At 67.4% G+C, this 18,576-nt stretch carries 16 protein-coding genes; 4 read left to right on the forward strand and 12 right to left on the reverse strand.

Annotated elements, in window-relative coordinates:
• Together ACEU5R_RS29745 and ACEU5R_RS29750 are read right to left on the reverse strand one after the other, a co-directional pair.
• Window positions 1-270, reverse strand: a 270-nt coding sequence (locus ACEU5R_RS29745; protein WP_392413386.1) for a molecular chaperone, incomplete at its 3' end; no start/stop codon positions are given.
• Window positions 271-281: 11 nt separating this feature from the next.
• On the reverse strand, window positions 282-779 hold the full coding sequence (locus ACEU5R_RS29750; protein WP_392413388.1) for a spore coat U domain-containing protein: 498 nt from the start codon (window positions 777-779) through the stop codon (window positions 282-284).
• A 514-nt stretch (window positions 780-1,293) separates the two neighbouring features.
• Between ACEU5R_RS29750 and ACEU5R_RS29755 the strand changes: the two genes are divergently transcribed.
• Entirely contained in the window at window positions 1,294-2,889 is a 1,596-nt protein-coding gene (locus ACEU5R_RS29755) for a methyl-accepting chemotaxis protein (RefSeq protein ID WP_392413390.1), read from the forward strand.
• Window positions 2,890-2,916: 27 nt separating this feature from the next.
• Here ACEU5R_RS29755 and hutI read toward each other — a convergent pair whose 3' ends face one another.
• From hutI to hutC, 7 genes are all read right to left on the reverse strand, one after another.
• Complete coding sequence (gene hutI, locus ACEU5R_RS29760) at window positions 2,917-4,143, reverse strand: imidazolonepropionase (RefSeq protein ID WP_103272085.1); 1,227 nt, start codon at window positions 4,141-4,143, stop codon at window positions 2,917-2,919.
• Between the two features lie 29 nt (window positions 4,144-4,172).
• Complete coding sequence (locus ACEU5R_RS29765) at window positions 4,173-5,615, reverse strand: amino acid permease (RefSeq protein WP_392413392.1); 1,443 nt, start codon at window positions 5,613-5,615, stop codon at window positions 4,173-4,175.
• A gap of 122 nt (window positions 5,616-5,737) precedes the next feature.
• Window positions 5,738-7,267, reverse strand: coding sequence for a histidine ammonia-lyase (gene hutH / locus ACEU5R_RS29770; RefSeq protein ID WP_103272083.1), 1,530 nt, complete (start codon window positions 7,265-7,267; stop codon window positions 5,738-5,740).
• Window positions 7,268-7,299: 32 nt separating this feature from the next.
• A complete protein-coding gene (locus tag ACEU5R_RS29775; protein ID WP_392413394.1) occupies window positions 7,300-8,721 on the reverse strand; it encodes a purine-cytosine permease family protein in 1,422 nt (473 codons plus the stop codon).
• An 84-nt stretch (window positions 8,722-8,805) separates the two neighbouring features.
• Window positions 8,806-10,482, reverse strand: a complete 1,677-nt coding sequence (gene hutU / locus ACEU5R_RS29780) for a urocanate hydratase (protein WP_103272081.1) — start codon at window positions 10,480-10,482, stop codon at window positions 8,806-8,808.
• Window positions 10,483-10,688: 206 nt separating this feature from the next.
• Window positions 10,689-11,297 carry a HutD family protein gene (locus tag ACEU5R_RS29785; protein ID WP_392413396.1) on the reverse strand — a complete coding sequence of 203 codons (609 nt, stop codon included), beginning with the start codon at window positions 11,295-11,297 and terminating at the stop codon, window positions 10,689-10,691.
• Window positions 11,294-12,037 (reverse strand): histidine utilization repressor, encoded by a 744-nt coding sequence (gene hutC / locus ACEU5R_RS29790; RefSeq protein WP_349291632.1) that lies wholly within the window; start codon window positions 12,035-12,037, stop codon window positions 11,294-11,296. Before hutC ends, ACEU5R_RS29785 begins: the two co-directional genes overlap by 4 nt.
• A gap of 198 nt (window positions 12,038-12,235) precedes the next feature.
• Here hutC and ACEU5R_RS29795 point away from each other — a divergent pair, with 198 nt between their 5' ends.
• From ACEU5R_RS29795 to ACEU5R_RS29805, 3 genes are all read left to right on the forward strand, one after another.
• Window positions 12,236-12,520: a metal-sensing transcriptional repressor gene (locus tag ACEU5R_RS29795; RefSeq protein WP_103272078.1), complete on the forward strand. Its 285-nt coding sequence runs from the start codon at window positions 12,236-12,238 to the stop codon at window positions 12,518-12,520.
• 141 nt (window positions 12,521-12,661) lie between these two features.
• On the forward strand, window positions 12,662-13,771 hold the full coding sequence (locus ACEU5R_RS29800) for an S-(hydroxymethyl)glutathione dehydrogenase/class III alcohol dehydrogenase (protein ID WP_103272077.1): 1,110 nt from the start codon (window positions 12,662-12,664) through the stop codon (window positions 13,769-13,771).
• Between the two features lie 133 nt (window positions 13,772-13,904).
• Window positions 13,905-15,854, forward strand: coding sequence for a bifunctional metallophosphatase/5'-nucleotidase (locus ACEU5R_RS29805; RefSeq protein WP_392413398.1), 1,950 nt, complete (start codon window positions 13,905-13,907; stop codon window positions 15,852-15,854).
• Window positions 15,855-15,885: 31 nt separating this feature from the next.
• On the opposite strand, the gene ACEU5R_RS29810 is transcribed toward ACEU5R_RS29805, so the two are convergent.
• The 3 genes from ACEU5R_RS29810 to ACEU5R_RS29820 form a co-directional block, all read right to left on the reverse strand.
• Window positions 15,886-16,233, reverse strand: a complete 348-nt coding sequence (locus tag ACEU5R_RS29810; protein WP_392413400.1) for a DUF4148 domain-containing protein — start codon at window positions 16,231-16,233, stop codon at window positions 15,886-15,888.
• A gap of 137 nt (window positions 16,234-16,370) precedes the next feature.
• Entirely contained in the window at window positions 16,371-17,717 is a 1,347-nt protein-coding gene (locus ACEU5R_RS29815; RefSeq protein ID WP_392413402.1) for a heavy metal sensor histidine kinase, read from the reverse strand.
• Window positions 17,714-18,403, reverse strand: a complete 690-nt coding sequence (locus tag ACEU5R_RS29820) for a heavy metal response regulator transcription factor (protein ID WP_103272074.1) — start codon at window positions 18,401-18,403, stop codon at window positions 17,714-17,716. Before ACEU5R_RS29820 ends, ACEU5R_RS29815 begins: the two co-directional genes overlap by 4 nt.
• Window positions 18,404-18,576 lie beyond the last annotated feature (173 nt).

Below are 18,576 nucleotides of genomic sequence, written 5' to 3' on the forward strand. Positions count from 1 at the left end.
CTCGCCGCCGGGCCGCACCTGGATGATGGGGGGACTTACCTGGATCTCATCGGTGGGCAACAACACATCGTCGCCTCCGCGCTGCTCCCAGGCGTAGACCCGCACCTGGCCATAGACCGGCATCGCGTCCGGGTTGCGCAGCATGATGCCGCTGGCGCCCTGCTGCGGCGCCATCTCGACCATGACCGGGGAAATCTGCAGCGTCGCGGCGCCGGCCGGACAAATCCAGCCGAGCAGAACCACCAGCATGGCGGGTATGCGCGCGCACACGACCACGCTCCTCAGAAATAGACGGTGGCGGTGACGATCGAGCTATAGGTGTCAGGCGCCGGCGTGGCCTGGGCCGGCACCGAGCCATTGACGGTCAGCGTCTGCGCAGCCCCGGTACCCGTGCCGCTCACGCGCGCCGCCACGGTGGCATCGCCCCAGTTCGTGGTCAGGTCGGCCTTGAACAACTGGTAGCCGACGGATGCCGTGGTGTTGACGGCCCCGAACATGCGTCGGCTGGTTTCAGTATTGCCCGTGCCGGTGCCCGCGCTAAGGCCGACGGTGTACGGCGTGGTGTTGGTGCAGGTGACGGTCAGCGTCGAGGTGGACGCGACCGCAGCGCTCAGCACGCCCTGGGGAGGGAAAGTCAGGTTGGTAGCTGCGATGGTGCAGTTGGCCTGGATGATGATGCTGACGTTGAAGGTCGTGGAATTCTGCGCCGCCAGGCTCGATGCGGATGCCAGAGAAGTGAATAAAAGAAATCCGGTTTTGCGATAGATCAGGCGTTCCATGCGCGCCACTCCACAAAATACTGCTGATTCAACCTACCCCAACATGGGTGTGTCTTATCAGATCAGATACAAGATCTGGAGCAACACGAGCGTATTTTCCATACCCCGCTGGCTTATTCAAGTTATTTTCTTAACATCGGTGCTGGATTTTACTTTTCTTTTTACTACTCCCGAGTAATTTAGTTTTATTTTAAAGATAGTCTTAAGCCAATTGAAATATCACGAACATCGCTGATATTCGAAGAAATATAACCCCACATATTTAATCCAATACCTGCAGGACAGCGTCAAATTAATGACCCCACCACGCTTCATGCAGTTATGACACTCCAGACCAGACCGTGAGGAAAACATTCTCACCTGACATGAAAAACGCAACACTATTGCTTGAAATGTCGATTTGTTCCATGCCCAGCTGGCACATTCCGTCATGTTGTAACGCCAGCTAAATTCGCCTGTCTCCAAGCCGTTGTTGCCGATGTAGCACCCCCTTAGCACTCAAGAGCGTCGCGTCATGAAACAGCTACTGAAAGACATCACCATCCGCCGCATGATCCTGGGCACCCTGCTCACCATCAGCGTCCTGCTTGCCGGCATGTCGGCAATCACCATCAACGGTTTGCGCGGCTCGGCGGATGCGCTGACCGACAGCACCGAACTGCTGCACGAAGTCTCGGCGCTTTCGCGCGTCAACGACCAGATCATGCGTGCGCGCCTGCGCCTGTCGCGCCAGATGGAATATGCCGCCGCCGGCGACGCCACGCAGGCGGCCGAGGAAGGCCGCAGCATCGACGCCGCCCTGGCCGAAGCCCGCAAGCAGCAGGCCATATTCCTGGAACTGGCCGGCAACGATACCCCGGCCGCCATCCTGGATCCCATGAAATCGGGCTTCGAGGCCCTGACCATGGCGGGCATCGCGGTCCAGCGCGACCTCTTGACGGCCGGCGATGTGGCGCGCGCCCGCGCCCATGGCGCCGGCCCGGTCGTGACCGCCAGCCGCGCCTTCGGCAAGAGCATCGAGCAATACGAGGCCTACGCCAAGGAACGCGAGACCCAGCTATGGGAGAGCGCCGCCGCCAAGCGCCGCAATGCCTATATCGGCACCGGCGCCGTGCTGGCCGTCTGCCTGCTGCTGCTGGTGCTGGGCGACCTGTACGTGGTGCATTTCGTCAAGCGTCCGCTGGAGGACGTGCGCGGCCATTTCCAGCGCATCGCCGCCGGCGACCTGACCACTCCGATCGCGGCCTTCGGCCGCAACTGCGTGGGACAGGTGATCCCGTACCTCCAGGAGATGCAGGCCAGCCTGGTCCGCACCGTGCACGCGGTGCGCGCGGGCGTACATGAAATACATATCGGATCCAGCGAAATCGCCGCGGGCAACCAGGACCTGTCCAGCCGCACCGAGCAGCAGGCCGCCTCGCTGGAGGAAACCGCTGCCAGCATGGAGCAGCTGCTCTCCACCGTCAGCAGCAACGCGGAGAACGCGCGCCAGGCCAACCAGATGGCCTCGACCGCGTCCGAAGTGGCGCAACGCGGCGGACAGGCCGTGCGCGATGCCGTGAACACCATGCGCGAAATCGCCCAGGACTCCAGCCGCATCGAGGACATCGTCGGCGTGATCGACGGCATCGCGTTCCAGACCAACATCCTGGCGCTGAACGCGGCCGTGGAAGCGGCCCGCGCCGGCGAACAGGGCAAGGGCTTCGCGGTGGTGGCGGGCGAGGTGCGCTCACTGGCGCAGCGCAGCGCCACGGCGGCCAAGGAAATCAAGCAGCTGCTCAACACCTCGGGCGCCACGGTGCAGGCGGGGTCCACCCAGGTGGAGACGGCCGGGCGCACGATGGAGGAAATCGTGCGGACCATCGAACACCTGACCTCGCTGGTGGCCGATATCGCCGCCGCCTCGCAGGAACAGGTCACGGGCATCGACCAGGTCAACACGGCGGTCACGCAGATGGATCACGTGACCCAGCAGAACGCCGCGCTCGTCGAAGAGGCCGCCGCCGCCGCGTCGTCGCTGGAAACGCAGGCGCAGCGGCTGCAAAGCGCGGTCAGCGCCTTCCGCCTGCCGTCCCAGGCGGGCCTGCCGGCGCTGGCGATGGCGGCGTAGGCCGCATGCATCGCGGCCCGGCGGCTGTCAGGCCGCCGCGTCCGGCGCCGTCGCGTACACCTGCTGCCCATGCCGGACGACGCGCCTGGGCAATTCGCCGCCAATCCAGTAGGCCAGCTCCGACGGATGATCGATGCTCCAGGCCACGAAGTCCGCCGCCTTGCCCGCTTCCAGCGTGCCATGCGTGGTCTCCAATCCCAGCGCGCGGGCCCCATGGAGGGTGGCGCCGGCCAGCGCTTCCTCCGGCGTCAGGCGGAACAGCGTGCAGGCCATGCTCAGCATCAGGCGCAGCGACAGCGCCGGCGAGGTGCCCGGATTGAGGTCGGTGGAAATGGCTATCGGCACGCCGTGGCGGCGCAGCAGATCCACCGGCGGCAGCCGGGTTTCGCGCAGCGCGTAAAACGCGCCCGGCAGCAGCACCGCCACGGTGCCTGCCTGCGCCATGGCCAGCACATCGCTCTCGGTCAGGTATTCAAGGTGATCGGCCGACAGCGCGCCATGGCGCGCCGCCAGCGTGGCGCCGTGCAGTGACGACAGCTGCTCGGCATGCAGCTTGACCGGCAGGCCCAGGTGCGCCGCGCTCTGGAACACCCGCTCGACCTGCGCCGGCGAGAACGCCAGGTGCTCGCAGAAGGCGTCCACGGCGTCCACCAACCCTTCCGCCGCCAGCACCGGCAGCATGCGGCGGGCGACCTCGTCGATATAGTCGTCCGGCCGGCCCGTGAACTCGGGCGGCAGCGCGTGCGCCGCCAGGCAGGTGGCGCGCACCGTCAGCGGCAGCGAGCGGCCCAGGCGGCGCGCCACGCGCAGCATCTTGCGCTCGTTGGGCAGGTCCAGGCCGTAGCCCGACTTGACCTCCAGCGTGGTCACGCCGTCGCGCAGCAGGTGCAGCGCGCGCCGGCTCGCATCCAGGTACAGCTCGTCCTCGGTGGCGGCGCGCGTGGCGCGCACCGTGCTGGCGATGCCGCCGCCGCGCGCGGCGATCTCGGCATAGTCCACGCCCTGCAGCCGCTGCTCGAACTCCAGGCTGCGGTTGCCGCCGAACACCAGGTGGGTGTGGCAATCGACCAGGCCCGGCGTGACCCAGGCGCCGCCCAGGTCCTGCACGGCCGCCGAGCCATCCAGCGGCATCTCGGCCTCGGGGCCGATCCAGGCAATGCGCCCGTCCTCGGTGACGATGGCCGCGCGCTCGATGATCGAGTACGCGCCGCCTTGCATCGTGGCGGCGTGGCAGTTGCGCCAGACCTGTTTCATTGCCGGTTCTCCTTGTTGCTTGCGTTGTTTCAGTCCGAGCCCTGCGTCAGCGGCCGGGACGGGTTTTGCGGCGCGCCCTGCTCCGGGACGCGCACCTGCGCCGCCTTGCGTTGCGGCAGCACCCACAGGCGATAGGCGATGCACAGCAGCGCGATCCACACGGCTCCCACGATAAGCGCGGCCTGCGTGTTGGGGAAGTAGCCCAGCACCAGGATCACGAAGACCATGAAGGCGATCGCCAGGATCGGGCCGGCCGGCCACAGCGGCACCGGGAACTTGAGCTGCGCGGCCTCCCTAGGGTCCATCTTTCGGCGCATGTTGAATTGCGACAGCAGGATCATCAGCCAGACCCAGACCGTGGCGAAGGTGGCGATGGAAGCGATCAACAGGAACACATCCTTCGGGATCAGATAGTTCAGCACCACGCCGATCAGCAGCGCGGCCGACATCACCACAACCGTCATCCACGGCACGCCACGGCGCGACACGGCGGCGAAGCCGCGCGGCGCCTGGCCCTGCTGCGCCATGCCGTAGAGCATGCGGCCGGCGCCGAAGATGTCGCTGTTGATGGCCGACACGGCGGCCGAGATCACCACGATGTTCAGGATGGTGGCGGCGGACGGGATGCCCAGCTGGTCGAAGATCTGCACGAAGGGGCTGCCCTGGCTGCCGATCTGCGACCAGGGGAAGATGGCCATCAGCACGAACAGCGTCAGCACGTAGAACAGCAGGATGCGCAGGGGCACAGCGTTGATGGCGCGCGGGATGGTGCGGCCCGGGTCCTTGGCCTCGCCGGCCGTGATGCCGATGATCTCGATGCCACCAAAAGCGAACACCACCACCGCCAGCGATGCGATCAAGCCGCCGATGCCGTTGGGCATGAAGCCGCCGTTCTGCCAGAGATTGTGCACGCCGGTGGCCGGCGCGTCCGCGCTCAGGCCGATGCCGAACAGCATGATGCCCAGTCCGCCGGCGATCATGGCGACGATGGCGGCCACTTTCAGCAGCGACAGCCAGAATTCCAGTTCGCCGAACAGCTTGACGGTGCACAGGTTGAGCCCGCCGATCAGCAGCACGATGGCCAGCACCCAGATCCACTGCGGCACGTCCGGATACCAGAATCCCATGTACAGCCCGAACGCCGTGACGTCGGCCAGGCAGACGATGATCATCTCGAAAGTGTAGGTCCAGCCGGTGATGAAGCCGGCCAGCGGTCCCAGGGACTGGCTGGCGTACTGGCCGAAGGAGCCGGCCATCGGGTTGTGCACCGCCATTTCCCCGAGCGCGCGCATCACCATGTACACGGCGGCGCCGGCGATCAGGTAGGCGATCAGGACCGAGGGGCCCGCGGCCTGGATGGCCTTGGCCGAGCCGTAGAACAGGCCGGTGCCGATGGCCGACCCCAGCGCGATGAAGCGGATGTGCCGGGCGCTCAGCCCTCTCTTCAACTCACTGCTCTGCACTTCTTGCATGCTTGTCTCCATGTGGTGGGAATGCCGCGGGCAGGGCCGAGCGCCGCCCGCGCGCCCTCTGCGGGGCGCTGCAAGCGGCTGCGGCGGGAGGGCCCACGCCGCGCGCGCGGGCCGGTGTTGCGTTACAGGCTGGGCAACAGGCCCGCCGGCATGAGCGCGTTCAGGCTGCGTCCGGCGATCAGCGCGCTGGCCTGTTCGATGTCGGGCGCGAAGAAGCGGTCCTTCTCGTAGTGCGCCACCTTCTGGCGCAACAGCTGGCGCGCGCGCTCCAGCTTGGGCGAGGTCTTCAGGCCCTCGCGGAAATCCAGGCCCTGGCAGGCGCCCAGCCATTCGATGGCCAGGATGTCGCGCACGTTCTCGGCCATCGGCCACAGGCGCTTGCCCGCGTTCGGCGCCATCGACACGTGATCTTCCTGGTTGGCTGAGGTGGGCAGGCTGTCGACGCTGGCCGGATGCGCCAGCGCCTTGTTGTCGCTGGCCAGCGCGGCGGCCGTCACCTGGGCGATCATGAATCCGGAGTTCACACCGCCGTTGTTCACCAGGAAGGGCGGCAGCTGCGACATGTGCTTGTCCATCATCAGCGAGATGCGGCGTTCGGACAGCGCGCCTATCTCGGCCAGCGCCAGCGCCAGATTGTCGGCGGCCATGGCCACCGGCTCGGCATGGAAGTTGCCGCCCGAGATCACGTCGCCCTCGGCGGCGAACACCAGCGGGTTGTCCGACACGGCATTGGCCTCGACTGCCAGCACCTCGGCGGCCTGGCGGATCTGCGTCAGGCAGGCGCCCATGACCTGCGGCTGGCAGCGCAGCGAATAGGGATCCTGCACCTTGCCGCAGTCGGCGTGCGAATGGCCAACCTCGCTGTCGTCGGTCAGCAGGTCGCGGTAGACGGCGGCCACGTCGATCTGGCCGCGCTGGCCGCGCGCCGCGTGGATGCGCGGATCGAAGGGCGCGCGCGAGCCCAGCATGGCTTCCACGCTCAGGCCGCCGCAGACCAGCGCCGCGGACATCAGGTCCTCGGCCTCGAACAGCCCGCGCAGCGCATAGGCGGTCGACACCTGGGTGCCGTTCAACAGCGCCAGGCCTTCCTTGGCCGCCAGCGTGAACGGCTGCAGGCCGGCGATTTCCAGCGCCTGGCGGGCAGGCAGCCACTCGCCGCGATGGCGCGCGCGGTTCTCGCCCAGCAGCAGCAGGGACATGTGCGCCAGCGGCGCCAGGTCGCCCGACGCGCCCACCGAGCCCTTGAGCGGAATGTGCGGATAGACCTCGGCGTTGACCAGCGCGATCAGCGCGTCGATGACCTTGCGGCGGATGCCGGAGTAGCCGCGCGCCAGGCTGTTGATCTTCAGCACCATGATCAGGCGCACCATGGCGTCGTCCAGCGGCTCGCCCACGCCGGCCGCGTGCGACAGCACCAGCGAGCTTTGCAGCGCTTCCAGGTCCTCGCGCGCGATGCGGGTGGACGCCAGCAGGCCGAAGCCGGTGTTGATGCCGTAGGCGGTGCGGTCCTCGGCGATGATGCGCTCCACGCAGGCCACGCTGGCGTCGATCGGGCCGGCCGCCGACGGATCCAGGGTCAGGCGCTGCGGCTGGTGGTAGACCTGGCGCAGGTCGGACAGCGTGAGTTGGCCGGGTTTCAAGTGCAAATCCATTGTCGATCTCCTATGCCGCCGTCAGGCGGTATTCATGCAATGTCGTGGCCGCCGCTCGTGGCGTGGCGGCGCGCAGCCGGCGCGCCGTTGCGGGCCAGCAGGTAGTACAGGATGCTCGGCACGATCAGGCCGATGATCCAGGAAATATCCACGCCGCCCAGGTGCTGGACCAGGGGGCCGGTGTAGAGCTTGGTCGAGATGAAGGGCATCTGCACCAGCACGCCGACGGCGTAGACGGTGAGGCCCGTCATGTTCCAGCGGCCGTAGCGTCCGTCGGGGTCGGCCAGCGCCGGCACGTCATAGCGCTCGCGGTTCACGAAGTAATAGTCCACCAGGTTGACCGCGCTCCAGGGCGTGAAGAAGGCCAGCAGGAACAGGATGAAGGACTTGAACGCGCCCAGGAAGCTGTGCTGCCCGATCAGCGCGACGGCCGTCGCCGCGCCCACGATCAGCAGCACGGCAACCACGCGCTGCCGGTGCGTGACTTCGATGCTTCCACGAAAGCCGCTGATGATGGTGGCGATGCACATGAAGCTGCCGTAGGAGTTCAGCGTCGAAATGGTGATCTTGCCGAAGGCGATGCTGAAATACAGCAGCGCGGCGATCGTACCCGTGCCGCCCAGGCCCACGATGTAGGCCACTTCGCGGCCGGCGAACTGACCCGGCGCCATGGCCGCGGCCAGCACGCCCAGCACCATCGCGATCTGCGCGCCCGCCACCGAACCCAGGCCCACCGCCAGGAAAGTCCTGGCCGAAGACGTGCGGCTGGGCAGGTAGCGCGAGTAATCGGCCACATACGGCCCGAAAGCGATCTGCCAGGAGGCCGCCAGTGACACCGACAGCAGGAACGAGCTCCAGGTGAAATGGCGGTTGGCCAGCAGCTCGCCCACATCGGCCAGCGCCATGACGCGGCTGAACAGGTAGACGAAGGCGACGATGCCCAGCAGCGTCGCCACCCGGCCGATGATGTGGATGACGCGGTAGCCGAACACGGTGGCCAGCACGATGGCGGCGGCGAACATCAGGATGCCGGCGCTGTCGCTCACGCCCAGCAGCTGGCCGATGGCCTGGCCCGACAGCACGGTGCCGGTGGCGGTGAAGCCCAGGTACATGACGCAGACCAGCGCGATGGGAATCGCCGCGCCGTAGACGCCGAACTGCACCCGGCTGGAGATCATCTGCGGCAGGCCCAGTCGCGGCCCCTGCGCGGCGTGCAGCGCCATGATGGCGCCGCCGAACAGCTGGCCGACCAGCAGGCCCACCAGCGACCAGAACACGTCGCCGCCCAGCACCACCGCCAGGGCGCCGGTGACGATGGCCGTGATCTGCAGGTTGGCGCCCATCCACAGCGTGAACTGGCTGTAGAGCTTGCCGTGCCGCTCCGATTCCGGAATGTAGTCGATCGAACGCCGCTCGATGAGCGGCGCCCGTTCCGACCCGACTGGTGTCGCCATGCTTTCGTCTCCTGGCGCCTGTGCACAGGCCGGCGCCTTTTCCCCCATGTGCGGGAGCCGCGCCAGCGCGGCTCCCCGGACCGCTCAGCGGCCCGTGATCATCGGCAGGTTCAGACCCTGCTCGCGGGCGCAGTCGATCGCGATCTCGTAGCCCGCGTCGGCATGGCGCATGACGCCGGTGCCCGGGTCATTGGTCAGCACGCGGGCGATGCGCTCGGCGGCGGCGTCGGTGCCGTCGCAGACGATGACCATGCCCGAATGCTGCGAAAAGCCCATGCCCACGCCGCCGCCGTGATGCAGCGACACCCAGGTGGCGCCGCTGGCGGTGTTCAACAGCGCGTTGAGCAGCGGCCAGTCGGACACGGCGTCGGAACCGTCGCGCATGGCCTCGGTTTCACGGTTGGGGCTGGCCACCGAACCGGAGTCCAGATGATCGCGGCCGATCACGATGGGCGCGGACAGCTCGCCGCTGCGCACCATCTCGTTGAAGGCCAGGCCAAGCCTGGCGCGCTGGCCCAGGCCGACCCAGCAGATGCGCGCCGGCAGGCCCTGGAAGCTGATGCGTTCGCGCGCCATGTCCAGCCAGCGGTGCAGGTGCGCATCGTCGGGAATCAGTTCCTTGACCTTGGCGTCGGTCTTGTAGATGTCCTGCGGATCGCCGGACAGCGCGGCCCAGCGAAACGGACCGACGCCACGGCAGAACAGCGGGCGGATATACGCGGGCACGAAGCCGGGGAAGTCGAAGGCATTGTCCACGCCTTCTTCCTTGGCCATCTGGCGGATGTTGTTGCCGTAGTCGAAGGTGGGCACGCCCTGCTTCTGGAATTCGAGCATGGCGCGCACGTGCCGGGCCATGGACTGCTTGGCCGCCTTGACCACGGCGGCCGGCTCGCTTTTCGCGCGTTCGCGGTATTCGGCCCAAGTCCAGCCGACGGGCAGATAGCCGTTGAGCGGATCATGGGCGCTGGTCTGGTCGGTGACCATGTCCGGACGCACGCCGCGCCGCACCAGTTCCGGCAGGATCTCGGCGGCATTGCCGCACAGCGCGATCGAGATCGCGCGACCTTCCTTGGTGTAGCGGGCGATGCGTGCCAGCGCGTCGTCCAGATCGGCGGCCTGCTCGTCGACATAGCGGGTACGCAGGCGGAAGTCGATGCTGCTCTGCTGGCATTCGATGTTCAGCGAGCAGGCGCCGGCCAGCGTGGCGGCCAGCGGCTGCGCGCCGCCCATGCCGCCCAGGCCGGCGGTCAGCACCCAGCGGCCCGCGAGCTTGCCGTCGTAATGCTGGCGACCGGCTTCGACGAAGGTCTCGTAAGTGCCCTGCACGATGCCCTGGCTGCCGATATAGATCCAGCTGCCGGCGGTCATCTGGCCGTACATGGCCAGGCCGCGCGCGTCCAGCTCGTTGAAGTGTTCCCAGGTGGCCCAATGCGGCACCAGGTTGGAGTTGGCGATCAGCACGCGCGGCGCGTTCGCGTGGGTCTTGAACACGCCCACCGGCTTGCCGGACTGCACCAGCAGGGTTTCGTCCTCGTTCAGGTTCTTCAGCGACTCGACGATGCGGTCGTAGCAGTCCCAGTCGCGCGCGGCGCGGCCGATGCCGCCATAGACCACCAGCTCCCTGGGGTTCTCGGCCACGTCCGGATCGAGATTGTTCATCAGCATGCGCAACGGTGCCTCGGTCAGCCAGCTCTTGGCCGTCAGCTGCTTGCCGCGCGGGGCGCGGATCTCGACGTCGCGGTAGCGTTTCGATTTTTCCATCGTGGTCTCCATAGCCAGGTGCGCCGCGCCTTGGATCCGCGGCCATTGGCCGAATCATAGGATGCCTATGCTTGTATATACAAGATGGGACGAGCTATTTTTTTGTCAGGGATTACCCGCAGCAAAGACGAGCCACGGGCGCGCGACCGCGCCCCGCCCGCGGGGCGGACGGGGCGGAAAAACCGGGGTCGGAAACGCCGCCGCGCTCAGGCGGCGACGGGCAGCAGCTCGATCAGGCAGGCGTCCAGCGCGGCGGACGCCGTCGCCGGCTCGATGCGATATTCGGCCAGGCCACCGGCCGTTTCGATGTGCAGGCAGTCATGCCGCGACGGCAGCTCGTGGCGCGCGCCGTCAACGGCCAGCGCCAGCGGCGCGTCGGACGCGTTCAGCAGCAGCACGGCGCGGGCCGGGCTGTGGAACACGCAGGATGCGTTCAACCATTGCAGGCGGGCCTGCCAGCGCGCCGGCGCGTAGAACAGGTTGAAGTCGCGGATGGGGCCGTCCAGCAGGCGGCAGTCCACCTTGGCGTCGCCACGGAAGGCATAGGCGCGGCGCGGTCCCAGCGGCGGCTCGCGACGACCGTCGACAGTCAGCTCGATACCCGCGCCTTCCAGCACGGTGATGATGCGCTGGAAGCCGTCGAAGGCCGAAAAGCCGCCATCCTGCCCCACGTCCGCGATGGACAGGCGCCATTCAAAGCCGGCCGTGCCGCCGCCGGGATTGCAGGCCACTTCCTGGGTGGTGCCGCCGCCGTTGCGCCACGGCATGCGCGGATAGTCCCGCGCCCGGTACAGGCGCGCGTCGAACTGGGTCATGTGGTGAATTTTCCTTCAAGACGATGGCGCGATCCGGGATGGATCAGGCGAGCCAGCGTGACCGCGCGCTCGCCCGACCAGGTGCGCCGGCGTATCAACAGACAGGGTTCGTCGCGCTCGATCTGCAGCAGCTGGCACTCGCGCGGCTTGGCGCGGATCGCCTCGACCACGTGCTCGCCCTCGGTCAGAGGGGCCACGCGCGTCAGATATTCATAGGGCGTGCCCTGCGTGAAATCCTGCTTGAGGTAGTCGGGCGCCAGCTTGACGTTGACGTAGCGGTCCTCGAGCTGGATGGGCAGGTCGTCCTCGTAGTGCACGATGACCGAATGGAACACCGGCTGGCCTTCGCGGATCTCCAGCATCAGGGCCTGCTCGTTGCCGGCGGGCTCCTCGGCCAGCCGGATCACGCGGCTGTGATGACGATGATTGCGCGCCGCGATCTCGTCGGCGATATTGTTCACCGCGAACAGCGCCGAGCGGGCCTTGGGCTGCGCCACGAACGTGCCCACGCCCTGCATGCGCACCAGCAGCCCTTCGGCGGTCAGCTCGCGCAAGGCGCGGTTGATGGTCATGCGGCTGAAGCCCAGTTCCTCGACCAGCTCGCTTTCGGACGGCACGCGGTAGTGCGCGGGCCAGGCGCCGCTGCGGATCTGCTGGGCGATCATCTGCTTGACCCGCGCATACAGCGGGGCGGGCAGGGCGTCTGGCTGGACGGGCAATCGGGTAGGGTTGGAAGCCACGAAACAGTCCTGTGCTGGGCCGGCGGGCAGGATGCGAGCGCCTGGCCAGTTCTCATGTTTCGGGAATTATATAGAGGATGACTAGACACGTATAGACATCATTGCAGACGGCGCCGGCACGCCGAGATCCTGGACCGTCCTGGACGCCGGGCGGTGAATTTTTTATACTCCCCCCCTGTATCCAACGGAGTCCCGGCCGTGCCCCACAGCCCGCAAGAGAAAAAGCGCGTCACGACGCGCCTGCGCCGCATCCAGGGCCAGGCCCTGGCGCTGGAGCGCGCCGTCAACGACGGCACGGAATGCGGCGCGCTGCTGCAACAGCTGGCGGCCCTGCGCGGCGCGGCCACCGGGCTGATGGCCGAAGTGCTGGAAAGCCATCTGCGCGAAACCTTCGCGCAATCGGCCCAGGCGCCCGCCCCGACCGCCGACGCCGACGCCGAGATCGACCAGATCATGCGCATCGTCCGCACTTATCTCAAATGAACAAGGCCCACCGCCGAAGCGCTATCGCGCTCCCCCCTCAAAGGGGCGCGGCAGCGGAGCGGCCAGGGCAACATCCGCGCACATGGCCCCGCGTCGTGTACGGCAGAAGCAACACCATCGTCAACGCTCTGGAGCATCATCATGAAATCACGCGCAGCAGTCGCATTCGGACCCGGCAAGCCGCTGGAAATCGTTGAAATCGACGTGGCGCCGCCGCGGCGCGGGGAAGTGCTGGTGCGCATCACGCACACCGGCGTCTGCCATACCGACGCCTTCACCCTGAGCGGCGACGATCCCGAGGGCCTGTTCCCCGCCGTGCTGGGCCACGAAGGCGCGGGCGTGGTGGTCGAAGTGGGCGAGGGCGTGACCTCGCTGCAACCCGGCGATCATGTCATCCCGCTCTACACGGCCGAATGCCGCGAATGCAAGTTCTGCCTGTCCGGCAAGACCAACCTGTGCCAGAAGGTCCGCGCCACGCAGGGCAAGGGCGTCATGCCCGACGGCAGCTCGCGCTTCAGCTATGAAGGCAAGCCGCTCTACCACTACATGGGCTGCTCGACCTTCAGCGAATACACCGTGGTCAACGAGATCTCGCTGGCCAAGATCAACCCGGCCGCGCCGCACGAAAAGGTCTGCCTGCTGGGCTGCGGCGTGACCACCGGCCTGGGCGCGGTCCACAACACCGCCAAGGTCAAGGAAGGCGACACCGTCGCCGTGTTCGGCCTGGGCGGCATCGGCCTGGCCGTGATCCAGGGCGCGGTGCAGGCCAAGGCCGGCCGCATCATCGCCATCGACACCAATCCCAACAAGTTCATCCTGGCCAGGGCCATGGGCGCGACCGACTGCGTCAACCCCAAGGACCACGACCGTCCCATCCAGGACGTGATCGTCGAGCTGACCGACGGCGGCGTGGACTTCTCGTTCGAATGCATCGGCAACGTCAACGTGATGCGCGCGGCGCTGGAATGCTGCCACAAGGGCTGGGGCGAGAGCATCATCATCGGCGTCGCCGGCGCCGGCCAAGAAATCAGCACGCGTCCGTTCCAGCTGGTCACGGGCCGCGTCTGGCGCGGCTCCGCCTTTGGCGGCGTCAAGGGCCGCACCCAGCTGCCCGGCATGGTCGAGGACGCCATGAGCGGCAAGATCGACCTGGATCCCTTCGTCACCCACACACTGCCGCTGGACCGCATCAACGAGGCCTTCGACCTGATGCACGAGGGCAAATCGATCCGCACCGTGATCCACTACTGATCCATCGCGTCACACCGGCATTCACGGGCGGTCCACGGGCCGCCCGTTGTTTTTTCTTCACGCCCGGTTCATCTGCACGTCATCTGCCGCCACGATCATTCGCCGTTCCAAGACCAACCACGCGGGAAAGAGAATGGACTGGAAGCAAGACTGGAAGCGGCATTGCGCGCGCGCGACGATGCTGGGAATGATGGCGCTGGTGGCCGCCTGCGGCGGCAGCGACGATGACGACGACAGCCCGGCGCCGACCCCGCCCACCACTCCCACCACGCCGCCCGTGGCCGCCCGGCCGATGGAGCTGACGATCCTGCACATCAACGATCATCACTCCAACCTGGACAGCAAGAAGAAGGACTTCAAGCTCAAGAACGCCGCCGGCGCGACCGTGACGGTCAACGCCGACGCCGGTGGCTTCGCCCGCGTGACGGGCGCCATCAAGGCGCTCTCGGCCGCCTCGCCCAATGTGCTCAAGCTGCACGCCGGCGACGCCACCACCGGCACCCTGTACTTCAACCGCGCCGGCGATCCGGGCGAAGCCGACGCGGCCATGATGAACACGGTCTGCTTCGACGCCATGACGTTGGGCAACCACGAGTTCGACAAGGGCGACAGCGGCCTGAAGCGCTTCATCGACCTGCTGCACAAGGGCGCCTGCCAGACGCCGGTGCTCAGCGCCAACGTGACCTTCGGCGCCAATTCCGCGCTGAACCCCTCGCGCGCGCCCGGCCTGGTCAAGCCCTCCATCGTGCTGCAACGCGACGGCCAGTCCATCGGCCTGGTCGGCCTGACCATCGCCAACAAGACGCAGCAGTCGTCCAGCCCCGATCCCGGCACCGTGTTCGGCGACGAGACCGCCGCCGCGCAGCAGCAGATCGACGCGTTGCGCGCGCAAGGCGTGAACAAGATCATCGTGATGAGCCACATCGGCTACGACTACGACAAGCAGATCATCCCCAACCTGAGCGGCGTGGACGTGGTGGTGGGCGGCGATTCGCACACCCTGCTCGGGCCGGCTGGCATGGCGGGCTACGGCGTCGGCTCGCCGGCCGGCGCCTACCCCACCGAAGTCAAGAACAAGGATGGCAAGCGCGTCTGCCTGGTGCAGGCCTGGGAATACTCGCAGGTGGTGGGCGAGCTGAAGGTCAGCTTCGACGCCAATGGCGACGTGACGGCCTGCGCCGGCACGCCGCACGTGCTGATGGGCAGCGCCTACAAGATCGGCGGCGCGGCGGTCTCCCCGGCGGACCAGGCCGCCATCGCGGCCGACATCAAGGCCAGCGGCTTCCTGTATCCGCAGGAGCCGGACGCCGGCGCGCTGGCCGTACTGCAGCCCTTCAAGGCCAAGGTCGACACGTTCAGCGCCAGCCAGGTGGCGAAGGTGCCGCAGGAACTGTGCTCGCGCCGCGTGCCGGGCGGGCCCGGCTCGCGCGACTACAGCCGGTCCGGCGTGGATTGCAACACGCTGGGCAGCGTCAGCCTGCGCGGCGGCGACATCCAGCAGCTGGTAGCCCAGGCCTACCTGGAAGTGGGCAACGCCAGCTACGGCGGCGCCGACATCTCGCTGCAAAGCGGCGGCGGCGTGCGCGTGCCGCTCAAGGGCACCGTCACGGCGGCCAATGTGATCGAGGTGGTGCCCTTCGGCAACATGCTGTGGCGCCTGAACGTGACCGGCGCCGAGGTCAAGAGCATGCTGGAAGACGGCATGCAGGCGGTCTACGGCCCGGGCGGATCGACCGGTCCATACCCGTACACGGGCGGCCTGCGCTTCGACGTCAACGCCGCGCAGCCGCAAGGCAGCCGGGTATCCAACATCGAGGTCTACGACGCCGCCACGTCCTCATGGGGTCCGCTGGACGCCAGCCGCACGTACAAGCTCTTCGTGCTGAGCTTCAACGCCACCGGCGGCGACGGCTACAAGACCCTGGCCAATGTGCCGGCCGCGCGCCGGCAGGACATCGGCGTGCTGGATGCCGACGTGCTGCAGGCCTACATTGACAAGCAGGCCAAGGATCCGGCCACCGGCCTGCCGGTGCTGAATCTGCTGCCGATCAGCCAGTACAGCACCAAGTCCTATACCGAGTAGGACGGGCGGCCCGCCGCGCGCGGGAGCGGGCTCAGTTGCCCCGCTCCTGCTCGCGGCGCAGCGCGGCCTGGTACTCGGGGCCGTTGCGCAGGCGCAGGTACTCCGCATAGCGCTTGCGGTACTTGGCGCTGTAGACGTCGGGTTCCTGGTTGCCGCGATACAGATCGGACATGCCGGACTTCTTCCACACGGCCAGATCGGCCAGCACCTGAGCGCGCGTCAGCGGCGCCGACGCATCGCCCGGCGCGGACGCCATGGCGGCGGCCTGGCGCGGCGCGGCATAGGCTTGGGGGTTGCCGCCGGCCGGTCCCTGCGCGAGGGCGCTCGTGGACAGGACCAGGGCCAGCATGCAGGACGACGCAGCAATGGAACGTTTCATGATTTCTCCATGACGGGTGACAGGCCGCCGCGAGGGACGGCCGGAATGCCGGGTAGCGGAATCGCCCTGTCGGGCGCGCACCGGGCGCATGGAGAAAAGTCTAGGGAAGCGGTCGCGACAGAAGCCCGACGCCAGGATTAGTTTTCGGTAATCTTGCGCGCCGACAGGCAGAAGCCGATGGTGATGTCGCGGCCCTCGGAAGCCGCGAAGGGCCGGCCGCCGTGCATGCGGGCGATGGCCGCGACGATGGCCAGTCCCAGCCCGTGATGATTGGCGTCGAAGCCGCGCGCCTCGTCGCCGCGATAGAAGCGGTGGAACAGCCTGGGCAGGTGTTCCTTCGCTATCGGTTCGCCCGCATTGCTGACGGCGATCAGCGCGTGCTCATCGTCGTGCGAAACATGGATGCGTATCGTGCTTCCCGCATCCGCGTAGCGCACCGCGTTCGACACCAGATTGGACACCGCCCGCTGCAACAGCGGGCGGTCGATGCAGGCGGCGGCCTCGCCCGACACGGCCAGCGTCAGCCCGCGCTCCTGCGCCTCGGCCTCGTGGTAGTCGGCCACCTCGCCCAGCACCTCGGAAAGCCGGTTGACCCAGACGCCGCGCGCCTGCGCGCCACGGTCGGCCTGCGACAGGAACAACATGTCGTTGACCATGCCGGACAGCCGCTGCAGCTCTTCCAGGTTGGAGCCCATGACATCGCGCAGCACCGCCTCGGAACGGCGACCGCTCAGCGCCAGCTCGGTCTGGCCGATCAGCGTGGCCAGCGGCGTGCGCATCTCGTGCGCCACGTCGGCGTTGAAGCCCTCCATCTGCACATAAGCCCGCTCCAGGCGCTGCAGCACGGCATTGAACTGCCGCACCAGCGGCTGGATTTCCTCGGACTGTCCGCTTTCGTCCAGCCGTTCGCCGATGCGGTCCGGCGCCAGCCGCGCCGCCTGCCGCCCCAGCTCGTCCACGGGGGCCATGGCGCGCCGCACCAGCAGCGCCGCGATGCCCGACACCGCGGCCGCGCCCACGAAGGCGCAGGCGATCAGGGTCCAGGCCAGCGCGGCGCGCAGATGCAGGTCGGACGTGATGTCCAGCACCAGCTCGGCGTGCATGGCATCGCCCGGCGTGCCCGGCGCTGGCAGCGAGAACATGATGCGCCGCTCGTGCGCGTGATCCTCATCCTCGGCGATGTCTGCGCCGAACGCGGTCTTGGCGCCATCGATCTCCAGCACCAGGGAAAAATCCGGGCGGCCATAGAAGAAATCGCTTAGCTTGTGCCGCAGGGTGGTCGAATCGCCGGTGGCGGCGTTCTCGTCGACCAGGTGGCGGATGACTTCCATCTTCTGTTGCAGCAGCGCTTCCTGGCGGGTCTGCAGGTTCAGGTTGGTGGCGTAGTACACCGCCAGGCATACCCCGCCCAGCCCCAGGAACGTCAGCATCGCCAGCCAGCGCGAGAGCCAGCGGCGCAGGGAGCCGGAGCGCGGCTGCATCAGTCTTCCCGCAGTTCCAGCACGTAGCCCATGCCGCGCACCGTGTGCAGCAGCTTCTGGTCAAAGGGGTCGTCGACCTTGCCGCGCAGGCGTCGCACCGCGACCTCGACCACATTGGTGTTGCTGTTGAAATTGATGTCCCATACCTGCTCGGCCAGCTCCAGCCTCGACAGCACCTCACCCTGCTTGCGCATCAGCAGCGCCAGCAGCGTGAATTCCTTGGCCGTCAGGTCCAGCCGGACGCCGCCGCGCGAGGCGCGCCGGCGCAACAGGTCCAGTTCCAGATCGCCCACGCGCAGCACGTTCTGCCCGCCGACCTCGGCCTGGTTCTGGCCGCTGCGCCGGCCCAGCGCCAGCACGCGCGCCAGCAGCTCCGACAGGGCGAAGGGCTTGACCAGATAGTCGTCGGCGCCGTCGCGCAACCCCTTGACTCGGTCCTCGATCTTGTCGCGCGCCGTCAGCATCAGCACCGGCACGCGGTCGCTCTTGCGCAATTCGCGCAGCACCGAGAAGCCGTCCATGCCGGGCAGCATCACATCGAGCAGGATAAGGTCGTACTGGCTTTCGCGAGCCAGATGCAGGCCGCTGATCCCGTCCATCGCGACGTCCACCACATAGTTGTGTTCCGTCAGCGCCAGGCGCAGGTATTCGGCCAGTTTCTTCTCGTCTTCGATTACCAGTACTTTCATGGGGCCCGTGGATGAAAAAAGGGCTGAGCGGCGCCGCCGCTAGGCTGCGCCGGCCGGAAACGACCCAGCCATTCTATCGCTTGCGGATCTGGCGCGGATACGGCGCGCCGGTATGCGTGGCAGGGCGAACTCAGCGGAAAAGGGCGGGACGGCATAAGCCGCTCCGCCCGCAG

It is taken from the genome of Achromobacter sp. 413638 (genome assembly GCF_043119405.1).
Lineage (GTDB): Bacteria > Pseudomonadota > Gammaproteobacteria > Burkholderiales > Burkholderiaceae_B > Achromobacter.

Coding starts and splice junctions, on each gene's coding strand:
- hutH (WP_103272083.1), bottom strand. CDS start 7,267: ATGGATTTGCACTTGAAACCCGGCCAACTCACGCTGTCCGACCTGCGC.
- ACEU5R_RS29820 (WP_103272074.1), bottom strand. CDS start 18,403: ATGAAAGTACTGGTAATCGAAGACGAGAAGAAACTGGCCGAATACCTG.
- ACEU5R_RS29785 (WP_392413396.1), bottom strand. CDS start 11,297: ATGACCCAGTTCGACGCGCGCCTGTACCGGGCGCGGGACTATCCGCGC.
- ACEU5R_RS29765 (WP_392413392.1), bottom strand. CDS start 5,615: ATGCAAGAAGTGCAGAGCAGTGAGTTGAAGAGAGGGCTGAGCGCCCGG.
- hutU (WP_103272081.1), bottom strand. CDS start 10,482: ATGGAAAAATCGAAACGCTACCGCGACGTCGAGATCCGCGCCCCGCGC.
- ACEU5R_RS29800 (WP_103272077.1), top strand. CDS start 12,662: ATGAAATCACGCGCAGCAGTCGCATTCGGACCCGGCAAGCCGCTGGAA.
- hutI (WP_103272085.1), bottom strand. CDS start 4,143: ATGAAACAGGTCTGGCGCAACTGCCACGCCGCCACGATGCAAGGCGGC.
- ACEU5R_RS29805 (WP_392413398.1), top strand. CDS start 13,905: ATGGACTGGAAGCAAGACTGGAAGCGGCATTGCGCGCGCGCGACGATG.
- ACEU5R_RS29775 (WP_392413394.1), bottom strand. CDS start 8,721: ATGGCGACACCAGTCGGGTCGGAACGGGCGCCGCTCATCGAGCGGCGT.
- ACEU5R_RS29750 (WP_392413388.1), bottom strand. CDS start 779: ATGGAACGCCTGATCTATCGCAAAACCGGATTTCTTTTATTCACTTCT.
- ACEU5R_RS29810 (WP_392413400.1), bottom strand. CDS start 16,233: ATGAAACGTTCCATTGCTGCGTCGTCCTGCATGCTGGCCCTGGTCCTG.
- ACEU5R_RS29755 (WP_392413390.1), top strand. CDS start 1,294: ATGAAACAGCTACTGAAAGACATCACCATCCGCCGCATGATCCTGGGC.